The sequence below is a fragment of the Halomonas citrativorans genome, from assembly GCF_900163645.1.
Taxonomy (GTDB): Bacteria; Pseudomonadota; Gammaproteobacteria; order Pseudomonadales; family Halomonadaceae; genus Vreelandella; species Vreelandella citrativorans.
In genome coordinates this window covers 1-24,560 of sequence record NZ_FUKM01000026.1, presented here as the reverse complement: position 1 = coordinate 24,560, position 24,560 = coordinate 1, and the positions used below count along the sequence as shown (strand labels likewise).

The following is a 24,560-nucleotide window of genomic DNA, read 5'->3' as shown; positions in this document are numbered from 1 at the left end:
GGCACTCGCGCAGCGTCACTTCCCGCGCCCAGCCGCCGTCTTCAAGACGGTTATGAGCCATGGCGAACGGAAACTTCAGGTTCGGGATCCCGCCATTGTCGGTTTCTGGAGGCAGGAAGATATCTGGATTCATTTTGTCCAGAACAACATTACGTGGGCCGGGATCGTCAGCGCCCTGGGTTCCGCGAATGGGCTGAGGTGCGTCTTTATCAGTCATGACCTTGCTCCTGTATTTACTTACAACGTATTGGTCAGTCTGGCTATTGTTACAGTTGAAGTGGTTAACAGCCGGATGATGCTATATTGGTCGCCTGAAAAGAGGGATCAGGCAAAGTTGCCGCCAGGTAGCGTATCAACACGCTGATGCCTGTCGTGATCTCGCCACACGATGACGATTAAAGCTAAAGAGATTAATGCCGGTAGAATCAGTCCACCTGCCGTGATGAATCTGTCAGCAAAGAAACCAATCGCGCCACCGCCCGCAAACCCGAGCAGAACGAGGAAGAAAATACCAGCCCACATTAAATTTGGCTCACCGTTAATGCCCTTTTTATTAAAGAAAGACTGAATCAGGAAGTTAAAGGCCATTTGGACAACGAAGGTGACTGCCACGTTGCCATACAGCATGCCATGGCTTTTATGGAACGCATTACCCTGCATACCTGCAATAAAGCTTACGGTATAGGCAATCATTAGCACATTGTGTTCACCTTTCCAGACAAGCCATATCAATACGGCAAGTATCAGGAATTCGAGAAATAGAATGGCGCGGGTAACGATTCTGTGATGGCTTAGCAGATTGGTCATAATGGCCCCACAAATAGCCGAGCCAATACCAAACGCAATAACGGAAAGGAAGGGAGCCATGAACTTATCCCAGTTTCCCTGGATAAGCCAATAACCGACTTGTACAACGTTACCTGACTGAACCGTTGCAAAGGTCTCTGCATTTGCGAACGTCCATGCGTTCATTGAGCCCGCCATGAACGCAAGCAGGAAGCCAACGAGAGGAAGCTCCATTAAGGGGAAGCGTATTGCCTCGGGATGGTCTGGGAGTGGTGTGTGTGATGCTGTGTTAGACATTCAGGTATCTCCTTTGCACGCTATAAGCTGTTGTAATAAGGGGACAAAGGCTGAAAGCTTACGTAGAAAGAATACGGCATTAGTGTAGTTCCCCTTACTGGTTTTCAATCAATGCATCGACGCCTATCTTTTGATAATACTGTGACGTTTTTATTTTAAGAGTTATACATAACACACATTATCTATAGAGCGCTTCGTATTTCTAGTCAATCTAATATAAAGAATATTTGGGGTGTTTTTTTATTATTGATTGTTCTTTCATGATGGGGTATTAATTATTGTTTTGTCTTATGTTGGTAGTAATAATGCAGCTAGTTTGTGTTAGAGGGCTTTTTTGGTTAGGACTGTGCGAGGGTTAACGGTTCTGCGTTATGCTTTTTCTGACTATGTAAAGAAACGCTATAGAAGTTGATAAGCATAGGTTTTTAAAAGGTATTCAGAAAGTGCTAGGGCGGTAATCGTTGCTGCACAGAGGTTGTTCTTGGTGTTCTCTCTAAATTCTTCTTATAAAATATCGCAGCGATTTCAAATTCGTTATTAGACGCTATACGGTAGCATCTATATTGAATTGCCCCGTAAGCGCGTTAGCGGTTAGGTCGTTTCGCGTTAACCGCGTATTTCAGGCCTTGCTAGGGCGACGGCACTGCAGTACCAGGTATTCGTTTGTACGGCTCAGGGATGGGGCAGCGAATACTTTCGTGTGCTGCATTGAGTGGGTCTTCCCGCTTGGACGTGTATTGGATCAGTAAGGCCATCACATATCACACAAACCCACTGTGCACTTCGCTGCTAGCCTGATGTATTCAAAGTATCCGCAAAGGGAGTATTGAATGCGATCAACGTATTTACATCAGCGGTTCACGGAGTGCGTACTTATCACCTTCCTGTTGGCAGCTCTCGCCCTGATACTTTGGAAGCTCGTAGGGTTGTTGATCTTGATTTTTGGCGCGGTGGTGGGAGCCTGTGTTTTGCAAAGCTGCATGGCGCCACTACTAAACCGCGGCGTGCCGCGCTGGCTATCGTTGCTTATTGTGTTGGTAGTGTTGTGCGGTGGATTGGGATTCATGAGCTGGGGGTTCGGGGCGCAGATTGCTGCTGAAATGGAGTCGCTTACGACCATGCTGCCTGAGGCATGGGAACAACTACGAGAGCGCCTTGAAGATTCGCAGTTGGCGCCCCTGATCGATAATGCCGTGAAAAATGCGGGAAGCATCATGCAAGGCGGTGTGTCTCAGGTCGGCATGATGGTGGTTTCAATGGGCGGCAGTATTATCAATTTTTTCGTGTTGATTGTTGGGATGGTCTATTTTGCGGCTCAGCCGGACTTATACCGCCGTGGCCTTTTATTACTGGCGCCGGTTAAAAGCCGTCCGCGCTTGGGCGAAGCGTTGGACGCGAGCGGTAAGGCATTGCGCTATTGGCTAGGCGGTCAGTTAGTCGCCATGACCGTAACGGGCGTACTGGTGGGTGTCAGCATGTGGCTGCTGGGCGTGCCAGCGCCATTAGGGCTGGGATTAGTTGCCGGTCTTCTGGACTTTGTACCGTTGGTCGGCCCCATTGTCGCCGCTATTCCTGCTCTGCTGTTGGCGTATACGGTCAGCCCTGAGACGGCGCTCTTCGTATTGATGGCTTACGTTATTATTCAGCAGATTGAAGGCAATATTTTGCAGCCTTTGGTGCAGCAGCGTGCCGTCAGCCTGCCACCGGCGCTATTGTTGTTTGCGCTCCTTGCAAGCAGCACGTTGTTTGGCTTACCTGGCGTTATTTTGGCCGCACCCTTGGCGGTTGTTTTGTTCGTGATGGTGAATCGTCTCTATGTGGTGCATGAAGACGACGATAAAAAAGAGCCGTAATTCTTCGTTAGCCCTGTAACGATTAGCCATAAATGATTTACCCCCTGTTGGCTGGGCGGTAAGCTTATAACGATTATCCACATCGACCAGAGCGCCTGCCTATCCACGGGCGCTTTTGGCGTTACCTATAGGTGAATTTATGTCGACGACGGCTGCCGCGACTCCGGCCAGTTATCGGGTACCACTACTGGCGACTGCGGCGATTGTATTAGGAGCGCTAATGATTGGCGTCATATTTGGCGCTAATACCGGTTTGCTAATGATTGTAGGCGGTCTGCTGGGCATGGTGTTGTATCACGCTGCCTTTGGGTTTACCTCTGCCTGGCGCGTGTTTATTACCGAGCGCCGCGGCCGCGGGCTGCGTGCGCAAATGGTGATGCTGGCCATTGCCGTGGTGCTGTTTTTCCCAGCACTGGGTGCCGGTACATTGTTTGGTACGCCGGTGAGTGGTTTTGTCTCCCCTATCGGCATTTCCGTGCTGGTGGGCGCGTTTCTTTTTGGGATTGGTATGCAGTTGGGCGGCGGGTGCGCTTCAGGCACGCTGTTTACGGCGGGTGGCGGTAATGCCCGTATGTTGATTACGCTTGTCTTCTTTATCATCGGTTCGGTAATTGGCTCGGCGCATTTTGCGTGGTGGCAGCGTTTGCCAGCGTTTGAGCCGATATCGTTGATTGATATTGCAGGTACGACGGGCGGTATCGCCATCAGCCTGGTACTGTTTGTGGCGATTGCGGTGTTTACGCTCGTGATGGAAAAGCGTCGTCATGGTCAACTTGAACAGGTACCCATGGTTGAGAAGCCCGCTACTCTGCGCTGGTTAAGCGGGCCTTGGCCGTTATTGGCGGGTGCCGTGGCCTTGGCGCTGCTGAATTTCGCAACGCTTGCGCTAGCTGGTCGCCCATGGGGCATTACGTCGGCCTTCGCGCTTTGGGGGGCCAAGGTATATGAATTGTTCGGCGGTAGCGTAACGGGTTGGGGATATTGGCAGGCGCCAGGTAATGCGGCAGCGCTTGAAGCTAGCGTGTGGAGTGATATGACGACGGTCATGAACGTCGGTATTATGTTGGGCGCTTTAATGGCTGCACATTTGGCCGGTCGGTTTGCGCCTAATTTTAGAATCCCTCTGCGCTCGGTGGTGGCTGCGGTAATTGGTGGCCTAATGCTGGGTTATGGCGCACGCCTGGCGTTTGGTTGCAACATCGGTGCTTACTTCAGTGGTATCGCGTCGGGTAGCTTGCACGGTTGGGTGTGGTTGGTGGCTGCCTTTGCGGGCAATATTGTCGGTGTGAAGCTGCGTCCGCTGTTCTTTACCGGTGAAGCAGGGCGCCAGCCAACGGCAAAAACCTGCTAATTATAACGTATTGATTTTTAGCTGCCCCGGCAAATGTCGGGGCATTTTTTTGGCTAGAGAAGTATGACTGTGCCACCTTTGTCGTAGTGACATGGTACATTATGTCGATAAACCGTAAACGCTTGAAATTGCTGCGATGCAGCGGTAATGGAAAAGAAGAGAGCCCCTATGACGACGAGTAAGCGCCCCTTATATATTCCTTACGCCGGTCCTTCCTTACTTGAAATGCCGCTATTGAACAAAGGCAGCGCGTTTACTCAAGAGGAGCGTTTGGCGTTTAACTTGATTGGTTTGCTGCCGCAAAATGTCGAAACCATTGATGATCAGCTAGAGCGCGCTTATCGGCAGTACCTGCAGTGCAATAGCGATCTTGAGCGCCATATTTATTTGCGCGCCATTCAAGACGACAACGAAACGCTCTACTTTCGCCTGGTATCTGAGCATCTTGAAGAGATGCTGCCGATCATCTATACGCCAACCGTTGGTCAGGCATGTCAGGAATTCTCCAATATTTATCGCAATCACCGGGGCTTGTTTATCGGCTACCAGGATCGTGATCATATGGACGACATTCTGCGCAGCGCCACTAAGGATAACGTTAAAGTTATCGTAGTCACTGACGGCGAACGTATTTTGGGGCTGGGTGACCAGGGGATCGGTGGTATGGGGATCCCAATTGGTAAGCTGGCGCTTTATACCGCCTGTGGCGGTATTAGTCCGGCCCATACGCTACCCATTGTGATTGATGTGGGCACTAATAATCAGGCGCTGCTGGATGACCCCATGTACATGGGCTGGCGCCATAAACGCGTGGGCCAGGAAGAGTACAACGCCTTTATGGCAGCGTTCATCTCAGCACTGAAGCGCCGCTGGCCGAATGTTTTGCTGCAGTTTGAAGATTTTGCCCAAGCCAACGCCGTACCGCTGCTTGAGCGCTATCGCAACGAGTTGTGCTGCTTTAACGATGATGTTCAGGGCACGGCATCCGTTGTTGTGGGAACGCTCATGGCAGCCTGTCAGGCGCGTGAAGAAAGCATTGCCCAGCAACGCGTGGTGTTTGTTGGCGGTGGTTCAGCCGGTTGTGGTATCGCCGAGCAGGTTGTGGTGGCCATGGAGGCCGAAGGTCTCTCCGAACATGAAGCGCGTGCGCGTATTTTTGTTGTCGACCGCGAAGGCTTGATGACGACGGATCAAGAGTGGCAGCGCGATTTTCAGCGTCGTTTGGCCCACGATCCTGCGCTGGTCGCGGATTGGAATGGCCAAGGGTTGGAAGAAACCATTGCTCAGATGAAACCGACTATTCTGGTCGGTGTTTGCGGTCAGCGTGGGATATTCACCGAGCAGGTGGTTAAAACCATGCATGCAGGCTGTGAGCACCCGGTGATTATGCCGCTCTCTAATCCAACGTCTCAGGCAGAAGCTGTTCCTGAGGATGTGATCCGCTGGACCGACGGTCAAGCATTGGTCGCCACCGGTAGCCCATTTGCTCCTGTGGTATATAACGGGCGCACATACCCCATTGCCCAGTGCAACAACGCGTATATCTTCCCGGGCATCGGGTTGGGTGTCATTGCTTCGAATGCAAATCGGGTGACCGATGAGATGTTGATGAGCGCGTCTCGTGCGCTGGCGCGTGAAGCACCCATCGTTAAAGAGGGTAAAGGTGCGCTGTTACCGCCGCTTTCGCGTATTCGTGACATCAGCCAGTCGATTGCCTTTGAAGTAGCTGCCACTGCTCAGCATAACGGCGTTGCGTTAACGACCAGCGGCACCAAACTGCGCGAAGACATCGAGAAAGCAAGCTGGTCACCTGAGTATCGTACCTATCGCCGCCGCGCCGTTTAAACGAGCGCTAATAAAAAACCCCCACCGAGGTGGGGGCATACAAGCATTGGTAGGTATTACTTATGCGGCGCCGATCATTTTGCGCAGCACGTAGTGAAGGATACCACCATGACGGTAGTAAGCCAGCTCATTGACCGTATCAATTCGACACTTGGCATCAACGGTATGCTCTTTTTCACCGGTTTTAATCACTACCTGCACTGTTTTACCGGGGCTTAAATCACTTAATCCCGCAATGGATATCTCTTCATCGCCGGTTAATCCCAGCGTTTCACGGGTTTCACCTTTCGGGAACTGCAGCGGCACCACGCCCATGCCTATCAGGTTGGAGCGGTGAATACGCTCAAAGGATTCCGCGAGAACCGCGCGAACGCCTAGCAAACGCGTACCTTTGGCTGCCCAGTCACGCGAAGAGCCGGTGCCATACTCTTTACCAGCAATAACGACCAGTGGTGTGCCTGCCTCCTGGTATTTCATGGCGGCATCGTAAATCGCCATTTGCTCGCCACTTGGAACATAGCGCGTTTCGCCGCCGACCACGCCGTCCAGCATCTCGTTCTTGATACGTACGTTGGCAAACGTGCCGCGCATCATGACCTCATGATTCCCCCGGCGCGAGCCGTAGGAGTTAAAGTCGACCGGCTTAACGCCATGTTCTTGCAGGTAACGGCCTGCGGGGCTATCCGGTTTGATCGCGCCTGCTGGTGAAATATGGTCAGTGGTCACCGAGTCGCCCAGCATGGCCAGAACGCGGGCGTTGCTGACGTCCTCGATTGCATCCGGTTCGCGTCCCATACCTTCAAAGAAGGGCGGGTGCTGGATATAAGTAGACTCGGGCCATTGGTAGACCTGACTTTCGGAGACGTCAATTGCCTGCCAGGTTTCATCGCCTTTAAATACCTCACCGTACTCCTTACGGAACATATCGGTATTTACTTTCTCAACGGCCTCGGCAATTTCGACTTGAGATGGCCAAATATCTTTCAGGTAAACCGGGTTGCCGTCACTACCCTTACCTAGTGGCTCCTGGGTTAAATCACGCCGAACATTACCCGCTAGCGCATAAGCGACGACCAAGGGGGGAGAGGCAAGCCAGTTGGTTTTGACCAGCGGATGAATACGGCCTTCAAAGTTACGGTTGCCTGAAAGCACAGAGGCGACGGTTAAATCTCCTAGGCTCACTGCTTTCTCAATCGCTTCAGGCAGAGGGCCTGAGTTACCGATACAGGTGGTGCAGCCGTAACCCACCAGGTTAAAGCCCAGCGCATCCAAATCCTCGTTCAAGTTAGCCGCGGCCAGATAGTCGGTGACGACTTTGGAACCGGGCGCCAGCGAGGTTTTAACCCAGGGTTTGGTGGTCAGGCCTTTTTCACGCGCTTTGCGCGCCAGCAGGCCTGCGGCCATCATCACGCTGGGGTTGGACGTGTTGGTGCATGAGGTGATAGCCGCAATGACCACCGCGCCTGGGTCCAGGCTGAAGTCCTGATCGCCAATGGTGACTTTCTGACTGGCGGCGTGCTTGAAATCTCCCCCAAGGCTGCGCTCAATGCCCACGGCTGTTTGGCCGCCTTCTGAGTCGAACTTGCCTTTTTCCGCATTGGGCTGTGCCTTGGCATCCTCCTGCATGATTTTATCGAAGGCGGCGGCCATGTCTTTTAAGGCAACGCGATCCTGCGGGCGTTTAGGGCCAGCGAGGCTTGCTTCCACTTCGGTCATATTAAGATGCAGGGCATCGGTAAACACCGGCTCATCGCCCGGTTCACGCCATAAGCCCTGTGTTTTGCTATAGGCTTCTACTAGCGCGACCTGGTCATCTTCGCGCCCGGTTAAGCGCATATAGTTCAGCGTTTCGTCATCGACCGGGAAGAAGCCACAGGTAGCGCCGTATTCCGGGGCCATATTGGCAATGGTGGCGCGGTCAGCAAGGGGCAGGTCTTTTAGGCCATCGCCGTAGAATTCAACAAACTTACCCACCACCCCTTTTTTGCGCAGCATCTCCGTCACGGTGAGCACCAGGTCGGTGGCGGTAATGCCTTCTCGCAGTTTGCCGGTCAGCTTGAAGCCGATAACTTCCGGAATCAGCATGGAGACTGGCTGGCCAAGCATGGCAGCTTCCGCCTCGATACCACCCACACCCCAGCCGAGTACGCCAAGGCCGTTGATCATGGTGGTGTGGGAGTCGGTGCCCACCAAGGTATCCGGGTAAGCAAAGGTGGCGCCGTTCTCTTCCTTGGTCCACACGCTTCGGCCCAGGTACTCAAGGTTTACCTGATGGCAAATGCCGGTGCCGGGCGGCACCACGCTAAAGTTATTAAAGGCCTGTTGGCCCCAGCGCAAAAACTCATAACGCTCACGGTTGCGCTGCATCTCAATCTCGACGTTCTCTTCAAACGCCGTCGCATTACCAAACTTGTCGACCATGACAGAGTGGTCAATCACCAGGTCAACCGGCGAAAGAGGATTGATGCGGGCAGGGTCTTCGCCCAGTTTTTCTACCGCTGCGCGCATGGAGGCTAAATCGACCACACCGGGCACGCCGGTAAAATCCTGCATTAATACGCGTGCGGGGCGGTAGCCGATTTCACGACTGGATTTACCCTCTTTCTGCCAGTCGACAAGGGCCTGCATATCGTCTTGTTCAACGCTTTCATCGTCGGCAAAGCGTAGTTGGTTTTCGAGTAAAATTTTGAGTGATTTGGGGAGTCGGTCAATGTTGCCAAGCGCATCGGCCGCCTTGGGAAGGCTGTAGTAGCGGTACTGCTTGCTACCTACTTCCAACGTTTGAAGCGTATTGGGTGTATTACTCATGCCTTTCTCCTCTCATTGCGTTGCACGGCGTTCACGCCGCGAAACAGTCACAGTCTTCCTTTTTAGTATGGCTTACATAGTAGTAGGACATGGGTGTTTATAAAGGTTGATTCAAGGTGTCTTCGCCTAATAGTCAATACTTAACCTTGCAATAGCTTGTACTTGGCGCCATTTCAGGCAAACTCTTTGCGACTTTATCAGCTAGACATTTACAAGGTGGTGTCATGGAAACGCGTCATGAACGTTTGATTATTCTTGGGTCCGGCCCGGCGGGGTATACGGCGGCCGTGTATGCAGCACGGGCTAACTTAAAGCCTTTGTTGATCACCGGAATGCAAGCGGGTGGCCAGTTAACCACCACGACAGACGTTGATAATTGGCCAGGCGATGCCCAAGGGGTACAAGGCCCTGAGCTGATGGAACGGATGAAAGCACACGCCGAACGCTTTAATACCGAAGTGCTGTTCGATCATATCAATGAAGTCAGCCTCGATGAAAAACCGTTCACCCTCAAGGGCGACAGCGGTATTTACACCTGTGACGCGCTGATTGTGGCTACTGGCGCCAGTGCCCGCTATATCGGGCTACCGTCTGAGCAGCAGTTCATGGGCCAAGGCGTTTCAGCATGTGCCACCTGCGACGGGTTCTTCTACCGTAACCAGGAGGTCATTGTGGTGGGCGGCGGCAATACGGCAGTGGAAGAGGCGCTGTATCTCTCTAATATTGCGTCGAAAGTTACCCTGGTACACCGCCGCGATTCCCTTCGCGCGGAAAAGATCCTGCAAGACAAGCTGTTTGAAAAAGTTGAAGCGGGCACCATTGCGCTGGAGTGGTTCCAGGAAATTGATGAAGTACTGGGCGATAACACCGGTGTTACCGGCGTACGGTTGAAATCAACACGGGATGGTACGGTAAAAGAAATCCAGGCGCCGGGACTCTTTATTGCCATCGGACATCACCCCAACACCGGAATGTTTGAAGGCCAGCTGGTCATGAACGGCGGCTATATCAAGGTGAATTCGGGGCTTGAAGGAAATGCTACCGCCACCAGTGTGCCGGGTGTGTTCGCGTGTGGCGATGTGATGGATCACATCTATCGTCAGGCGATTACTTCGGCGGGCAGTGGCTGTATGGCCGCGCTGGATGCCGAGCGTTATCTGGACGGTATCGCCTAATCAAGTTGTTCAAGAAGGGAAAGCCGCCTGCCGCTAACAGCTGTCTGGCGGCTTTGACACGCGAGCCCGGCCAAGCGTACTGAGTACCAGGCTCGCTCCCGCAGTGCTGTTGTGTGTACTGGCAGGGCAGATGGAGAACGTACTGTTAAACCCCGTGGCATGCCCGAGCGGGGTGTATTTGATCCGCGTATGACCATTCTTGCTAACGTTAACGCCGTTGGTTGATGGAAACACTCGGATTATCTCGTCTTTATGGATACCGCGGGTCTTGTCGGCGCTAACCACCATCAGTTCATTCCCCCAATCACGGGCACAAGCGCTGCGGTCAGCCGTCGCGGGGCACAAGGTAATATCGCGGTGCTGAGTAATGGCGGTACTGCGGGCTAACGTGAGTGCGGTTTGTAGTCGGTTCACTTCGCTGGTGACCGCAGTACGCTCATTCAGTGACTGAAAGCTGGGGATGCCCCAAACCGCCAACATGCCTGCCAGAATCAGCACAATTAGCAGTTCGATGAGTGTAAACCCTTGAAGGTAGGTTGGATATTCGCTGTGCTTGTGCGTCATGCAGTCTTCCCCGTGACTTGACCTGCTCGGCCTCCTCGCTATGCTCACTGTCCGTATCCGGCCTGGGCCGGTCATCAAGTAAGCCAGAGTAGGCAATGCCTGTGAGCGATTTTCTAATTATTGGCGGCGGTGTGATCGGCATGCTGACCGCATTGCAGTTAGCGGATGCCGGTCAGCAGGTCACCCTTGTTGAGCGTGGCATGTGTGGCAAAGAGGCCTCCTGGGCGGGTGGTGGCATTGTATCACCGCTCTATCCGTGGCGTTACGCACCGCCCATTTCGCAACTTTCTCGCTGGTCGGAAGGAGTTTACCCAACGCTTGCGCTACGTTTGCTGGAAGAAACCGGCATTGACCCTGAGTATCGTCAAAAGGGATTGCTCTATTTAAATGTCGATGATGACGATAAAGCACTGCAGTGGGCGCGTCAGCTAGGCAAGCCGCTGGTGCAAGTTAACGCTGATTTTGTGCATCAAAAAGAACCCGATATCGCCATCACCCATGAAAATGCCTTGTGGATGCCAACCCTTGGCAGTGTGCGAAACCCTCGGCTTGGCCAGGCGCTGCGCGCTAAATTGCTCGCCATGCCCAGTGTAACGCTACAGGAGCAGTGCGAGGTGCATGGCGTAATACGCCGTGGCGGCCTGGTGGTGGGCGTTAACACCTCGCAAGGAGTGGTGGAGGCGGGGCGGTTGGTAGTGTGCGGGGGTGCCTGGAGTGCAGGGCTTTTGGCAACGCTTGACGTGGCGTTACCCGTACGCCCAGTGAAAGGCCAGATGATCGCCTACCAGGCACCTGCCGGGCTTGTGCAGCGGGTTGTCTTGAAAGATGGTCGCTATGTAATTCCGCGTAGCGACGGTCTGCTGCTCGTCGGCTCCACCCTGGAAGACACCGGGTTTGATAAAGCTACCGACGAAGAGGCGCTGGCCTCGTTAAAGCAGAGCGCTGAGCGTATTGTTCCTGCGCTGGCGGATTGCCCGGTTGCTTATCACTGGGCAGGCCTGCGTCCCGGCTCACCAGATGGTATTCCGTTTATTGGCGCACTTCCAGAGTTGCCCAACGTCTATGTAAACGCCGGGCATTACCGCAATGGGCTCGTGCTGGCGCCTGCTTCCACCCATTTATTGGTGGACCAGTTGCTTGAACGGACGCCGCTGATTGACCCTACGCCCTTCTTGCCGACGCAAGCACGTTTAAAGGGTTAAGCGCCGTCGTTTTTATCCTGCTGTTCTTGAAGATAACGGTCGCGATGGGCGCTGCAGCAGAACCACTGTTCATGGTCGCGCAGTGCCTCGCTTTCCGGCACATGGACCTCACACCAGCGGCAGCGCACCATTTGTCCGCCTTCTTGACGGTTCAAGGCATTGCGCTCCGCGTCGCGGTCGAGCTTGTGCTGCCGATACATGCCGTAAAGCTTTAGGCCTGCATAAAACAGTACGGCGAAAATTATCAAGCGAATAATCAAAAGGTTCATCCTTGCGAGTCCTCCTAAACGGAGCCGAAAACGATCAATGCGAATGCGGGCTTTGCCAGCAGGCGGTCCTTGCGGGACAATGCATTGACGCAGGTAATAATGTTCCAAAGATTCTCAAGAGATTTTAACGCCCATGCAAGACTTAACGCTGGTAATGGCCCAACTCGATCCGCTTGTCGGGGATATTCCCGGTAATGCGGCGCGCGCTATTGAAGCCGTGCGCGAAGCGCGCATTGAGCATGGGGCGGATATTGTTATCTTCCCTGAGCTGTTTTTATCCGGTTATCCACCGGAAGATTTATTGCTGCGCCCCTCTATGGAAGCTCGACTGCGCGAAGCGCGGGCCAAAATGGCAGAAAAAGTCGCCCGCGACGTGCTGGTGATTACTGGTTATCCGGGGACCCGCGAAGGCAAGTGCTATAACCTGGCGGGCGTGCTGTATAACGGCCAGTGGGAGGCCGAATACGCCAAGCAAGCGCTGCCCAATTATCAGGTTTTCGACGAGCAGCGCTACTTTACCCCAGGCACAGAGCCGTTGGTGTATGAACATAAAGGTGCCAAGCTCGGGCTTTTAATTTGTGAGGACCTGTGGGAAGGCGCGCCTGCACGTGCTGCCACCGCCGCCGGGGCGGAAGTGCTGATTAGCCTGAACGCCTCCCCTTATCATCAGGATAAACCAGGCGAACGGCTCCGCTTGCTGGAGCTGCGCGCGCAAGATGTAAACCGCCCGATTGTGTATGTGAATACCATTGGTGGCCAGGATGAGCTGGTGTTCGACGGCGGTTCCAGCTGTGTGGATGCCCAGGGCCAGCTAAAAGTGCTTGCCCCGTATTGGCAGGCAGGCTTAATGCCGGTGCAACTGCTGCAAACCAGCGCCTCTACCTGGGAGCCGCAGGCAGGTGAAATTGAGCCGGATGCCGAGCCAGAGGAGAGCCTTTACTGCGCGCTGGTAACGGGGCTGCGTGATTACGTCAATAAAAGTGGCTTTGAGGGCGTGGTGCTGGGTCTTTCCGGCGGAATCGACTCGGCGCTGTCCTTGGCGATTGCAGTAGACGCACTGGGCCCACAGCGTGTTCAGGCAGTGATGATGCCGTACCACTACACTGCGGATATCTCCCAGCAGGATGCTGCCCTTCAGGCAGAAATGCTTGGCGTGCATTACGACGTCCTGCCTATCGAATCCATGGTCGATGCCTTTATGGCGACGCTTTCGGAAAGCTTTGCGGGCACTGAACGTGATACCACCGAAGAGAACCTCCAGTCGCGCTGTCGGGGCGTACTGCTGATGGCACTTTCCAATAAGAAAGGCCTGATGGTACTGACCACCGGCAACAAGAGTGAAATGGCGGTGGGCTATGCCACGCTGTATGGCGACATGGTGGGCGGCTATAACGCTATCAAGGATGTCTATAAAACCTGGGTATACCGCCTGGCTCGCTGGCGTAATACGCAGTCTCCTGCTATTCCTGAGCGCGTCATTGAACGTCCGCCCAGCGCAGAGCTAGCGCCTGATCAGCAGGATAGCGATTCGCTACCGGATTACGATGTGTTGGACGCTATCCTCATGTGCTATATCGAAGGTGACATGAGTGCTGAAGCGATCATCGCAGCGGGTTATGACCATGAAGATGTTTATCAAGTGGTCAAGCTGGTAGACCGCTGTGAGTACAAACGCCGCCAGGCCCCGGTGGGCGTGCGCGTCACATCGCGCGGCTTTGGACGTGATCGCCGTTACCCGATTGTTAACGGTTGGCAGCCAGGTGATTAACAGGTATTAGCGTAACGCCAACTAAAAAACCACGCCTCGGCGTGGTTTTTTTTGAGGGTAAACCGTACTGTCATCAATCCATTGCGTTAGTTTTAGTGCTTGGGTACAAAGCGGCCGCCTTGAAGTTGCTCGTGGTCGGGAGCATTTTCACGCAGTACGATGATGACTTCTTGAGCGCGATCGTTCATGCCCAAACCCTGATAACCCTCGACCATAACGGCCAGTGCGTCGCGGGTGGCACTGGATTCCGGATAGTGCTCAATCACCCAGCGGCCACGTTCGACAGCGGCTAGATAAGCACCGCGGCGCAAGTAGTAGTCGGCAACATGTAGTTCGTGTTGGGCCAGCAAGTCGCGCAAATAAATAATGCGCTGCTGAGCGTCCGGGGCGTATTCACTTTGCGGGTAGCGCTGGATCAGTTCACGAAAGTCGTTGTACGCATCGCGCGAGGCGCCTATGTCGCGCTTGGAAATATCAATTAAGCGAAGACGTTCAAGGCTGAAACGACCCGCCTGCCAGGCAGAAAGCCCGCGTAGGTAGTAGGCATAATCAACCTGCGGGTGGTCGGGGTGTAGACGAATAAACCGACTGGCGGCGGCGCGTGCTTCTTCCCAGTCACCATTTTCATAATAGGCGTACACCAGCTCTAATTGCGCTTGTTCAGCATGGGGGCCGAAAGGGTAGCGTGTATCCAACGCTTCCAGCCGCTCAATCGCAATGGGGTAGCGATTGCTATCCAGCGCGGTGCGAGCAAGTTCGTAGAGCTCACGCTCTTGTACTCCGGAAAACTCATCTTCTTCTTCCGGGGTCGTGTCATTACTGGCGCAGCCTGCCAATAAGGCAAGACTTAAAGCAAGGGCACCAAAGCGGTTGGCAGCAGAAAAAACGCGCATCATCATCCTCGTTGCAAACAAGCCTCAATCACCGAAAAGCGACGATGGCCATAAGTAGAAATGGTAGAATAGGTCGCAGTAAGCCCACTATAAATCACCTCGGCGCAAAACGCAGGCTTAGCAGCGTTTTGTCGAGTGTCGTCAAAGGAAGTAACGTCATGCCCCGGATAGTTGAAGCCATGCAGCGTGTGCCCGCAACACTTGCAGGTGCACGGTTGGATCAAGCAGCGGCGGAGTTATTCAGCGATTACTCACGCGAGCGCCTGAAAGCATGGATCAACGCGGGTGAGCTGACCATCGATGGCACCCAGGCTAAGCCGAAAGCGAAGCTGCACGGTGATGAAGTGCTGGTGCTAAAGGCCACCATTGAAGAAGATCTGCGTTTTGAAGCTCAGGACATACCGCTGAATATTGTCTATGAAGATGATGCAGTGATGGTGATCAACAAGCCCACCAATATGGTGGTGCATCCTGCGGCGGGCAATCGTGATGGCACCTTGCTCAACGCGCTGCTTTATCATCACCCGGCACTTGCTGAAGTGCCACGCGCGGGGATTGTTCACCGTTTGGATAAAGATACGACGGGCTTGATGATGGTTGCTAAAACCATTCAAGCGCAAACGGCCCTGGTTGAGCAACTGCAGGCGCGCAGCGTATCGCGCCAGTATGACGCAGTGGTGATCGGTAAGCCCGTGGCAGGCAGCACCATTAATGCGCCTATTGGCCGCCACCCCAAAGACCGTAAGCGCCAGGCCGTCACCAACGCTGGTAAACATGCTGTGACCCACTTTCGTGTTGTGGAGCGTTTTCGCGCGCATACGCACGTGCGCTGTAAGCTGGAAACCGGACGCACGCATCAGATTCGCGTGCATATGTCTCATGCCCGTTACCCGTTGATTGGCGATCCGCTCTATAGCGGACGCGCCAAGCTGCCACCTGGCGCTGCCGGGCCGCTTAAGGAAATCCTGCGTGAGTTCCCTCGCCAGGCGCTGCATGCCCGCGAGCTAAGCTTTGTGCACCCGGTGAGCGGCGAAACGCTGACTTTTCACGCTGATCTGCCCGATGATCTACTAATGTTGTTGGACTACCTGCGCGAAGACAGTGAGACCATGCAATGAGTGATGCCATTGATTTACGGCCAACGCTACTAATACCGGATTGGCCTGCACCTGACAATGTGCAGGCCTTTGTGAGCACCCGGGAAACGGGCCCTAGCCAAGAAGAATTTGCCGCGTTTAACCCCGCCTCTCACGTCGGTGATAACCCTGAACATGTGGCGCTTTGCCGCCGCTTGATGCAAAAAGAAATTGGCGATGAGCGCCCGCTGCTATGGCTAAACCAAACGCATGGCGCGCGCGTTCAGCAGGGTTACCAGGCAGACGTGCCAGAGGCAGATGCTGCCGTAGCCACCTCCAATGAATACGCTTGTGTCGTGCTGACCGCAGATTGCCTGCCGGTGATGTTTTGTAATCAAGCCGGGACGCAGGTGGCCGTTGCCCACGCCGGTTGGCGGGGGCTGGCCGGAGGTGTTTTAGAGGCGACGGTGGCTGCCATGAATAGCGAGCCCGAGGATATTCTCGTATGGCTGGGCCCGGCTATTTCCAATGCTCAGTTTGAAGTCGGGCCGGAAGTGTATGGCGCCTTTGTTGCCGTACACCCAGAAACGGCGGAAGCATTTGACCATAGTCCCTATCGCATGGGGCACTATATGGCCGATTTGTACCGGCTGGCGCGGTTTCGCTTGGAAGCGCTCGGTGTTGAGCATATTAGCGGTGGGCACTTCTGTACCGCCTGCGAATCGCGTTTTTACTCTTATCGGCGTGATGGTGGTACGACGGGGCGCATGGCCAGTGTGATCTGGATCAAAAAATAACCAGGTTGGCATTACCTCCTCTTGAAAACGGTGGAACTAGCACCATTTAACTTGCAAAGCTAATATTTTTTAGGAAAGTGGACAGCAGGTTTTTCCGAAACGCCGTGCGTTCGGGCGCAGGGCTAATCCAAGAGGCTCACTATGCGTTTTGATAAGTTTACTGCCAAGCTTCAGGCCGCTATTGCTGAAGCGCAATCCTTGGCCGTTGGCCGTGGTCATAACCAATTAGACCCTTCCCATCTTCTTCTTGCACTACTGGATACCAAGGATACGGGTATTAAAGCCCTGATCGAAAAATCCGGAGGCTCAAGCTCGCGACTGCGTGATGGGTTAGTGCAGCAGCTTGATAACTTACCTAAAGTAAGCCAGTTCGATGGCGAAGTGCAGCCATCACGGGATTTCATTAAGTTATTCAACCTGACCGACCGTGAAGCACAAGCGCGTGGCGACCAGTTCATTGCCAGCGAACTAGTGCTGCTGGCGGCGCTGGAAATGAATGGCCCGCTTGCCAAGTTAATGAAAGAGGCGGGCGTTAACCGGAAGTCCCTTGAGGCGGCGATTAATAGCCTGCGCGGTGGGGCAAGCGTTGATGACCCTAACGCTGAAGATCAACGGGAATCGCTCAACAAGTACACCCTTGACCTTACTCAGCGTGCGCTGGATGGCAAGCTTGACCCGGTGATTGGCCGTGATGATGAAATCCGCCGCACCATTCAGGTACTACAGCGCCGTACCAAAAATAACCCGGTTCTGATTGGCGAGCCTGGCGTCGGTAAAACGGCGATTGTTGAAGGGTTGGCGCAGCGTATCGTTAATGGTGAAGTGCCGGAAGGCTTAAAAGACAAACGCGTACTGTCGCTGGATATGGGCTCGCTGTTAGCAGGTGCCAAATTCCGCGGTGAGTTTGAAGAGCGCTTAAAGTCGGTTCTCAAAGAGCTTGCCCAGGAAGAGGGGCGGGTCATTCTGTTTATCGATGAGTTGCACACCATGGTCGGCGCCGGTAAGGCGGAAGGCGCGATGGACGCGGGCAATATGCTCAAACCTGCGCTTGCACGGGGTGAGCTGCACTGCGTAGGCGCGACCACGCTGGATGAGTATCGCAAATATATTGAAAAGGACGCGGCACTTGAGCGTCGATTCCAGAAAGTGCTGGTCGATGAGCCGACGGAAGAAGACACCGTGGCCATTCTGCGTGGCTTAAAAGAGCGCTATGAAGTTCACCACGGCGTGGATATTACCGACTCGGCGATTATTGCTGCGGCGAAGCTTTCCACTCGCTATATCACTGATCGGCAGTTGCCCGATAAAGCGATAGATCTGATTGATGAGGCGGCTTCGCGGATTCGTATGGAGCTTGATTCCAAGCCCGAAGCAATGGACCGCCTGGACCGACGTTTAATCCAGCTCAAAATGGAGCGGGAAGCGCTTAAAAAAGAGACCGACGAGGCGACTAAAAAACGCCTTGAGGCGCTTAACAACCAGATTCATGAGTTTGAGCGCGAGTATGCCGACCTGGATGAAGTCTGGAAGGCAGAAAAAGCCAGTATCCAAGGCTCGGCCCAGTTCAAGGCAGAACTGGAGCAGGCGCGCCTTGATCTGGAGCAGGCACGACGGCAGGGCGATTTAGGACGCATGTCGGAAATTCAGTACGGGCAAATTCCAGAGCTGGAAAAGAAAATTGCCGAAAGCGGTGAAAGTGAAGCCGATATTACCAAGCACCAGCTGCTGCGCTCCAACGTGACGGAAGAGGAGATAGCAGAGGTGGTATCGCGCTGGACCGGCATTCCGGTGTCCAAAATGCTGGAAGGCGAGCGCGATAAATTGTTGCGTATGGAAGATGCCCTGCATGAGCGCGTAATTGGCCAGGATGAGGCAGTTGAAGCTGTTGCCAACGCCGTGCGGCGCTCACGTGCTGGGTTGTCCGACCCTAACCGGCCGAACGGTTCGTTCCTGTTCCTTGGGCCTACTGGGGTGGGTAAAACCGAGCTTTGCAAGTCATTGGCCAACTTCCTGTTCGACACCGAAGAGGCCATGGTGCGTATCGATATGTCGGAATTCATGGAGAAGCACTCCGTGGCGCGGTTGATCGGTGCGCCTCCCGGCTATGTAGGTTACGAAGAGGGCGGCTATTTAACCGAGGCGGTGCGTCGTAAACCTTACTCCGTGCTGTTGCTGGATGAGGTGGAAAAGGCCCACCCAGATGTCTTCAATATCCTGCTGCAGGTATTGGAAGATGGTCGGTTAACTGATGGCCAGGGCCGCACGGTGGACTTTCGCAATACCGTGATCGTGATGACCTCCAACATGGGCTCAGACATTATTCAGCGCATGGGCGGTGACGTCAGCGCTGATAAAGAAAGCGCCTATGAGGACATGAAAAACAAGGTCATGGAGGTGGTGGGTAATCACTTCCGCCCTGAGCTGATCAACCGGATAGATGAAGTGGTCGTCTTCCACGCCTTGGGGCAGGAGCAAATTCAGGCAATTGCAGGCATTCAGCTGGAGCGCTTGAGAGCCCGCTTGGCTGAGCACGATTTAGGCCTTGAGGTGAGCGATGACGCCATGGCGCAGCTAGCGGTTATTGGGTTTGACCCTGTCTATGGCGCGCGGCCACTCAAGCGTGCTATTCAGAGTCGGATCGAGAATCCGCTGGCGCAAGACTTGCTGGCAGGCAAGTTTTCACCAGGCGATGTCATTCGGGTGAGTGCCTCGGACGGTAAGCTTGTGTTTAATAGCTAAGCGCTAGTTGATAATCAGGCGTTCCTGGTTATAACTATATGCCCCGATCGGCCTTGCCGGCGGGGCTTTTTTGTCTCAAACCGCTTCTTTGCACATTCATCGGGCATTGATGGTTGACATGCCAAGAGCCTAATGGAATCTTATCTGTTCCTGATTTGCGGGCGCGGACCTACGGGTAACCCCTTTTCACCGCGCGAAGGGTAGGCGTAAGCCTTTACCCGCCGAAGGACTTCCGGGTTTGAGCTAACCGCTCAGCCTGGCCAACGCCCCGACACGGCAATCAGCCGTGAAAGGGAGCCACTGATTTATGTCGTCATGGATCAGTGCCTCTCAGAGAGTGCAGGCCCTAACCGGGCCGTATGCCAGGGTTTGGCATCAGGTGCCGGCATGGGCCGGCAGCGGCATACCGCCGCACTCGACACCGCAGGATGTCCTGCGGATCGCACTCGAGACCTCTAGGGGAGAAATACAGTGGAACTGCTTTCCGGCGCAGATATGATCGCCCGCTTCTTGAAAGATGAGGGCGTTGAGTACATTTATGGTTATCCCGGCGGTGCGGCGCTGCATATTTATGATGCGCTGTTTCGCCAGGACGATGTGAAGCACATTCTTGTGCGTCACGAACAAGCGGCCACGCATGCCGCCGACGGTTACGCCCGCGCCTCGGGTAAGCCAGGTGTGGTGCTGGTCACATCAGGGCCTGGTGCAACCAATGCCGTTACCGGTATTGCGACTGCCTATATGGATTCCATTCCGATGGTGGTGCTGTGCGGCCAAGTGGCCAGCCATCTGATTGGCGAAGACGCCTTCCAGGAAACCGATATCGTGGGTGTCACCCGGCCTATCGTGAAGCACAGCTTTTCGATTCGTCATCCGTCTGAAATTCCGGAAGTGCTTAAAAAAGCCTTTTATCTGGCTTCTACCGGGCGCCCCGGCCCTGTGGTGGTCGATATTCCCAAGGATATGACCGCGCCGACCGAGCGCTACGAGTACATCTACCCGAAAAAGGTTAAGCTGCGCTCGTATAACCCGGTGACACGTGGCCATACAGGGCAGATTAAAAAAGCCATTGAGCTAATGCTCAAAGCCAAGCGCCCGGTGTTTTATACTGGTGGTGGTGTGGTGACCGGTAAGGCCAGTGAAGGCTTAACCGATCTGGTCAAAAAGCTGGGTTTCCCGATTACCACCACACTGATGGGCATTGGCGCGTACCCGCAAAGCGATCGTCAAAGCCTTGGCTGGCTGGGCATGCACGGCTCTTATGAGTCCAACATGGCCATGCACCACGCTGATTTGATTATCGCTATTGGCGCACGCTTTGATGACCGGGTTACCAACAATACGTCGAAGTTCTGCCCCACGGCGAAAATTATTCACGTCGATGTTGATCCTAGCTCTATCTCTAAAACCGTGCGTGCTGATGTGCCTATCGTAGGGCCTGCCGCTAGCGTTATTAATGAGATGATTAGCCTGGTTCAGGGCCATCCCATTGCGCATCCTGAAGCACTTGCTGAATGGTGGGAAAAGATCGACGGCTGGCGTGCCGAGCGTAAAGGCAAGCTTTACGAACCGTCCAAGTCAGGTGAAGCGTTAAAGTCGCAGGAAGTTGTTGAAGCGCTGTGCCGGATAACGCGCGGTGAAGCATTTGTCACGACCGACGTAGGTCAGCACCAGATGTTTGCGGCTCAGTACTACAAGTTTGATAAGCCCAACCGGCTGATTACCTCAGGCGGTCTTGGCACCATGGGCTTTGGCTTTCCGGCCGCCATGGGGATCAAGCAGAACTACCCGGACGACGACGTCGTGTGTGTCACCGGGGAAGGCAGCTTCCAGATGATGATGCAGGAACTCTCCACCTGTAAGCAGTACGGCGTAGGGGTCAAAATTCTCAATCTGAACAATGCCTCGCTAGGCATGGTGCGTCAGTGGCAGGACCTGAACTACAAGTCACGTCATGCGCACTCTTATATGGAATCACTGCCTGATTTCCATCTGTTGATTGAGGCTTATGGATTTACCGCGATTACCGTCACTACTCAGGATGAGCTTGAGCCGGCGCTTGAGCGTGCATTTGCCGACAAGCACGAACTGGTGTTCCTTGACGTGAAGGTGGATCCTTTCGAGCACGTCTACCCGATGCAGGTGCCGTTAGGCTCCATGCGCGACATGCTGCTGTCTAAAACGGAGCGTACCTGATGCGACATATCATCTCGATTCTGTTGGAAAACGAACCGGGTGCGCTGTCACGTGTGGTCGGCCTGTTTTCCCAGCGTAATTTCAACATTGAAACGCTTAACGTAGCGCCTACGGAAGATTCATCGCTTTCGCGGTTGACGGTGACCACGGTTGGCGATGATCGCGTCATTGAGCAGATCACCAAGCACCTCAACAAGCTGATTGATGTGGTGAAGCTGGTTGACTTGACCGAAGGCAGCCACATTGAGCGTGAGCTGATGATGGTGAAGGTAAAGGCATTGGGGGCTGCCCGCGATGAAGTGAAGCGTACCGTGGATATTTTTCGGGCGCAGATCGTCGATGTCACACCTAATCTGTATACCGTGCAGATTACCGGTGATGCCGCCAAGCTGGACGCTTTTCTGCAGGCCATGGCGCCAGTGGGGATTCTTGAAGTGGCACGTACCGGTGTTTCTGGTATTGCGCGTGGCGACAAGGTGCTATCGATTTAAGTACTTGCTCACCGCACGTTTAGCCAGGTCGTATTGCTCGACCCAAAAGCACCGCCTCACCGAGGCGGTGCTTTTTTATAATTGATTAACGTTCGCTAATCGCAGACCAAAGCGCCTCAATAATCGGATTTTTTAAACGCCGATTTAGAACGCAAAGGCCCACGTCATAGTGGGGCAGCTCAGGTTTTACGTTTAATATGCGGACGCGGTTGGCAAGCGGGTTGTTATCCAACACGATTTTGGGAACCACGCCTGCGCCAAAGCCCAGGCCCACCATACTAACAATTGCTTCGTGCCCGGCCACCTGTGCGTAGATTCGTGGCGTGATACCCATCGCTTTAAGCCAGGTGTTGGCGTACTCCCGCGATAAGCCTGCTTCAGAAAGTATCATGGGCACTTGCTGCCACTGCGCTGCCGTTGAGCTTTCAGGGGAGCTGGGTAGCCAATCACACGGTTCGTTAGGCGTGATAAACACCAGCGGTGAACGTGTTAATGACTTAAACGCCAGCGCATTAGGGGGGATGCGGGGGCGCGGCGTAATCGCCATATCATCGTCACCCTCCATCACTCTTTTCATGGCATTCGCCGGATCACCGGTATGCAGCTTTAACTCAATGCCGGGATGACGTGTTCGTACATCGCTTAATAGCTCATACAGGAAGCTGTAACTGGCAGTTACTGAGCAGTAGATGCTGATCTCACCGCTCAGCATGGTCGCTTCATTGGCCAGGCTACGCTTGGTCATTTCCCACTGTTCTAACGTTTCGCGTGCGTAGTGCTGAAAACTAAGCCCTTGGGGAGTCAGTGCGACATGGCGGTTGTCACGCTCGAACAGCCGAGTAGCCAACTCCACCTCCAACTGCTGAATAGAGCGGCTAAGCGTCGAGGGGCTAATGTGGCTCAACTCGCTGGCGCGGCCAAAATGGAGCGTGTCAGAAAGCGTGACAAAGTGCTTCAGTAAGCGAAAATCCATGCCAGTACCGTCATTTCAATATGTGAAATAGTTTGTTGCAAATACAGCGTTTTACGCAAAGATGCGTGTAACGTAAAGTTGCTTGACGCTTTACCAGCGCTGCACTAGACGGCGCGGTGGCCATCAGCGCTGACACGCTACTATAACAACGTAATGACTTAATAATGGTTTTCTGAAACCTCGCTTACGCGGTTGTCACGATAAAAATGATGGCTTTTCCTGGTTTAAGACCAAAAGTCACTTCATATGAAATTGCCAGGTAAGTCCTAAACTGCATGATACTCTGGATCACGACCAGCTGGTCGACAAATCCAGGCGTTAGTGTTTTCAAGCAGTAGGTGCTTATTAACTTGGTGAACGGGGTGCGCTTTGGCGCACCCCGTTTTGTTTTATAGGGCTAGCCGTCATGCATTTTTGTCTACGTGCGGTAATTGACTGGCTGACTAAAGCTCACCGTGTAGAATGAAAGTGTTCACTATTTGTGGCTTTTTATTAAACGGATGACACCTATGATTCAGGACGCTCGCGATCAAGAGCAGGCCAGTACACCCCAGCCCGAAAACCACGACCAGACTCAAAAGGTCGACAATGAGGATTTAGCTGCCGCCTTTCTACGCGACACAGAGATCGTCGAAGATGCGGTAGAGGATGGCAAGAAAGTTCGCCGCAAGGGAATCTACTTACTGCCCAACCTGTTTACTACGTCCGCTCTGTTTTCAGGCTTCTTTGCCGTTGTCGCCGGTATTAACGGTGATTTTACGTCGGCCGCAGTCGCTATTTTCATTGCCATGGTGCTGGATGGGTTGGATGGCCGCGTTGCGCGTATGACCAATACGCAAAGCGAATTTGGGGCTGAGTACGATAGCCTGGCCGATATGATTTCCTTTGGTATGGCGCCTGCGCTTGTCGCGTTTACCTGGATTTTGCAAGATATCGGTAAGACCGGCTGGGTGGTCGCGTTTCTCTATGTCGCCTGCGCGGCACTTCGCTTGGCACGCTTTAATGTACAAAACGGAAGTGTTGATAAGAAGTGGTTTATCGGCCTTCCTAGCCCATCAGCGGCAGCGCTAGTGGCTGCGTGTGTTTGGACCTTCCACAGCTTTGATGCGGATGCGTTTGGCTTCAAGCTGCTAATGTTGGTCGTTGTGGCGGCCGCCGGCATTCTGATGGTCAGCAACATCCGCTATTACAGCTTTAAAGATCTCGACTTTAGAAAGCCCGTACCCTTTGTGGTGTTGCTGGCCGTTGTGTTGGGGTTTGTCATGATTTCGGTCGAACCGTCCGTAATGCTACTCTTGCTGTTTGGTGCCTATGTGCTCTCAGGCCCGGCTTATGCGCTTATGCGCAAGGCAAAACCTAAAAGCTGAGCTTTTTAACTGAGCTTTTTGAAACGATCTTCAAAAAAGGCCTTGCCAAACCGGCAGCGAATCCGTAAAGTACGCATCCGCTGCCGGGGACGCCCAGCGTTACCAGCGGT

General features: G+C 53.8%; 18 protein-coding genes and 1 pseudogene. 12 read left to right on the top strand and 7 right to left on the bottom strand.

The window, feature by feature from the left end:
* Positions 1–217: pseudogene (locus CZ787_RS06285) on the bottom strand (oxalate decarboxylase); the annotation flags it as partial.
* A gap of 107 nt (positions 218–324) precedes the next feature.
* The gene (locus tag CZ787_RS06280) at positions 325–1,083 is read right to left on the bottom strand and encodes a YoaK family protein (RefSeq protein ID WP_087107304.1); all 759 of its coding nucleotides are present in this window, start codon (positions 1,081–1,083) and stop codon (positions 325–327) included.
* Between the two features lie 830 nt (positions 1,084–1,913).
* On the opposite strand from CZ787_RS06280, the gene CZ787_RS06275 reads away from it, so the two are divergent.
* The 3 genes from CZ787_RS06275 (at position 1,914) to CZ787_RS06265 (ending at position 6,132) form a co-directional block, all read left to right on the top strand.
* Entirely contained in the window at positions 1,914–2,936 is a 1,023-nt protein-coding gene (locus CZ787_RS06275; protein ID WP_087107302.1) for an AI-2E family transporter, read from the top strand.
* 139 nt (positions 2,937–3,075) lie between these two features.
* Entirely contained in the window at positions 3,076–4,287 is a 1,212-nt protein-coding gene (locus CZ787_RS06270) for a YeeE/YedE family protein (RefSeq protein WP_087107300.1), read from the top strand.
* Between the two features lie 168 nt (positions 4,288–4,455).
* Positions 4,456–6,132: an NAD-dependent malic enzyme gene (locus tag CZ787_RS06265; RefSeq protein WP_087107298.1), complete on the top strand. Its 1,677-nt coding sequence runs from the start codon at positions 4,456–4,458 to the stop codon at positions 6,130–6,132.
* 60 nt (positions 6,133–6,192) lie between these two features.
* Here the strand turns inward: CZ787_RS06265 and acnA are convergent, their stop codons facing one another.
* Positions 6,193–8,940: an aconitate hydratase AcnA gene (acnA, locus tag CZ787_RS06260; protein ID WP_087107296.1), complete on the bottom strand. Its 2,748-nt coding sequence runs from the start codon at positions 8,938–8,940 to the stop codon at positions 6,193–6,195.
* A 224-nt stretch (positions 8,941–9,164) separates the two neighbouring features.
* Here acnA and trxB point away from each other — a divergent pair, with 224 nt between their 5' ends.
* Complete coding sequence (trxB, locus tag CZ787_RS06255) at positions 9,165–10,115, top strand: thioredoxin-disulfide reductase (RefSeq protein ID WP_087107294.1); 951 nt, start codon at positions 9,165–9,167, stop codon at positions 10,113–10,115.
* Positions 10,116–10,148: 33 nt separating this feature from the next.
* On the opposite strand, the gene CZ787_RS06250 is transcribed toward trxB, so the two are convergent.
* On the bottom strand, positions 10,149–10,679 hold the full coding sequence (locus tag CZ787_RS06250; protein WP_087107292.1) for a GspH/FimT family pseudopilin: 531 nt from the start codon (positions 10,677–10,679) through the stop codon (positions 10,149–10,151).
* A 101-nt stretch (positions 10,680–10,780) separates the two neighbouring features.
* Here CZ787_RS06250 and thiO point away from each other — a divergent pair, with 101 nt between their 5' ends.
* Positions 10,781–11,881: a glycine oxidase ThiO gene (gene thiO, locus CZ787_RS06245; RefSeq protein WP_087107305.1), complete on the top strand. Its 1,101-nt coding sequence runs from the start codon at positions 10,781–10,783 to the stop codon at positions 11,879–11,881.
* Here thiO and CZ787_RS06240 read toward each other — a convergent pair.
* On the bottom strand, positions 11,878–12,150 hold the full coding sequence (locus CZ787_RS06240) for a PP0621 family protein (protein WP_087107290.1): 273 nt from the start codon (positions 12,148–12,150) through the stop codon (positions 11,878–11,880). The two genes, thiO and CZ787_RS06240, sit on opposite strands and share 4 nt — an antisense overlap.
* A 133-nt stretch (positions 12,151–12,283) precedes the next feature.
* On the opposite strand from CZ787_RS06240, the gene CZ787_RS06235 reads away from it, so the two are divergent.
* Positions 12,284–13,918, top strand: coding sequence for an NAD+ synthase (locus tag CZ787_RS06235; protein WP_087107287.1), 1,635 nt, complete (start codon positions 12,284–12,286; stop codon positions 13,916–13,918).
* A gap of 92 nt (positions 13,919–14,010) precedes the next feature.
* Here CZ787_RS06235 and CZ787_RS06230 read toward each other — a convergent pair whose 3' ends face one another.
* A complete protein-coding gene (locus tag CZ787_RS06230; protein ID WP_087107285.1) occupies positions 14,011–14,811 on the bottom strand; it encodes an outer membrane protein assembly factor BamD in 801 nt (266 codons plus the stop codon).
* A 158-nt stretch (positions 14,812–14,969) separates the two neighbouring features.
* Here CZ787_RS06230 and rluD point away from each other — a divergent pair, with 158 nt between their 5' ends.
* From rluD to ilvN, 5 genes are all read left to right on the top strand, one after another.
* Positions 14,970–15,929 (top strand): 23S rRNA pseudouridine(1911/1915/1917) synthase RluD, encoded by a 960-nt coding sequence (gene rluD / locus CZ787_RS06225; protein WP_087107283.1) that lies wholly within the window; start codon positions 14,970–14,972, stop codon positions 15,927–15,929.
* Positions 15,926–16,684: a peptidoglycan editing factor PgeF gene (pgeF, locus tag CZ787_RS06220; RefSeq protein ID WP_087107281.1), complete on the top strand. Its 759-nt coding sequence runs from the start codon at positions 15,926–15,928 to the stop codon at positions 16,682–16,684. The genes rluD and pgeF overlap by 4 nt, the downstream gene beginning before the upstream one ends.
* 141 nt (positions 16,685–16,825) lie before the next feature.
* A complete protein-coding gene (gene clpB, locus CZ787_RS06215) occupies positions 16,826–19,423 on the top strand; it encodes an ATP-dependent chaperone ClpB (RefSeq protein WP_087107278.1) in 2,598 nt (865 codons plus the stop codon).
* A gap of 471 nt (positions 19,424–19,894) precedes the next feature.
* Positions 19,895–21,619, top strand: a complete 1,725-nt coding sequence (locus tag CZ787_RS06210) for an acetolactate synthase 3 large subunit (RefSeq protein ID WP_087107276.1) — start codon at positions 19,895–19,897, stop codon at positions 21,617–21,619.
* The gene (gene ilvN / locus CZ787_RS06205) at positions 21,619–22,110 is read left to right on the top strand and encodes an acetolactate synthase small subunit (protein ID WP_087107274.1); all 492 of its coding nucleotides are present in this window, start codon (positions 21,619–21,621) and stop codon (positions 22,108–22,110) included. The genes CZ787_RS06210 and ilvN overlap by 1 nt, the downstream gene beginning before the upstream one ends.
* Positions 22,111–22,195: 85 nt before the next feature.
* Here ilvN and ilvY read toward each other — a convergent pair whose 3' ends face one another.
* Positions 22,196–23,083: an HTH-type transcriptional activator IlvY gene (gene ilvY, locus CZ787_RS06200; RefSeq protein WP_087107272.1), complete on the bottom strand. Its 888-nt coding sequence runs from the start codon at positions 23,081–23,083 to the stop codon at positions 22,196–22,198.
* Positions 23,084–23,592: 509 nt separating this feature from the next.
* On the opposite strand from ilvY, the gene pssA reads away from it, so the two are divergent.
* Positions 23,593–24,450 (top strand): CDP-diacylglycerol--serine O-phosphatidyltransferase, encoded by an 858-nt coding sequence (gene pssA / locus CZ787_RS06195; protein WP_087107270.1) that lies wholly within the window; start codon positions 23,593–23,595, stop codon positions 24,448–24,450.
* Positions 24,451–24,560 lie beyond the last annotated feature (110 nt).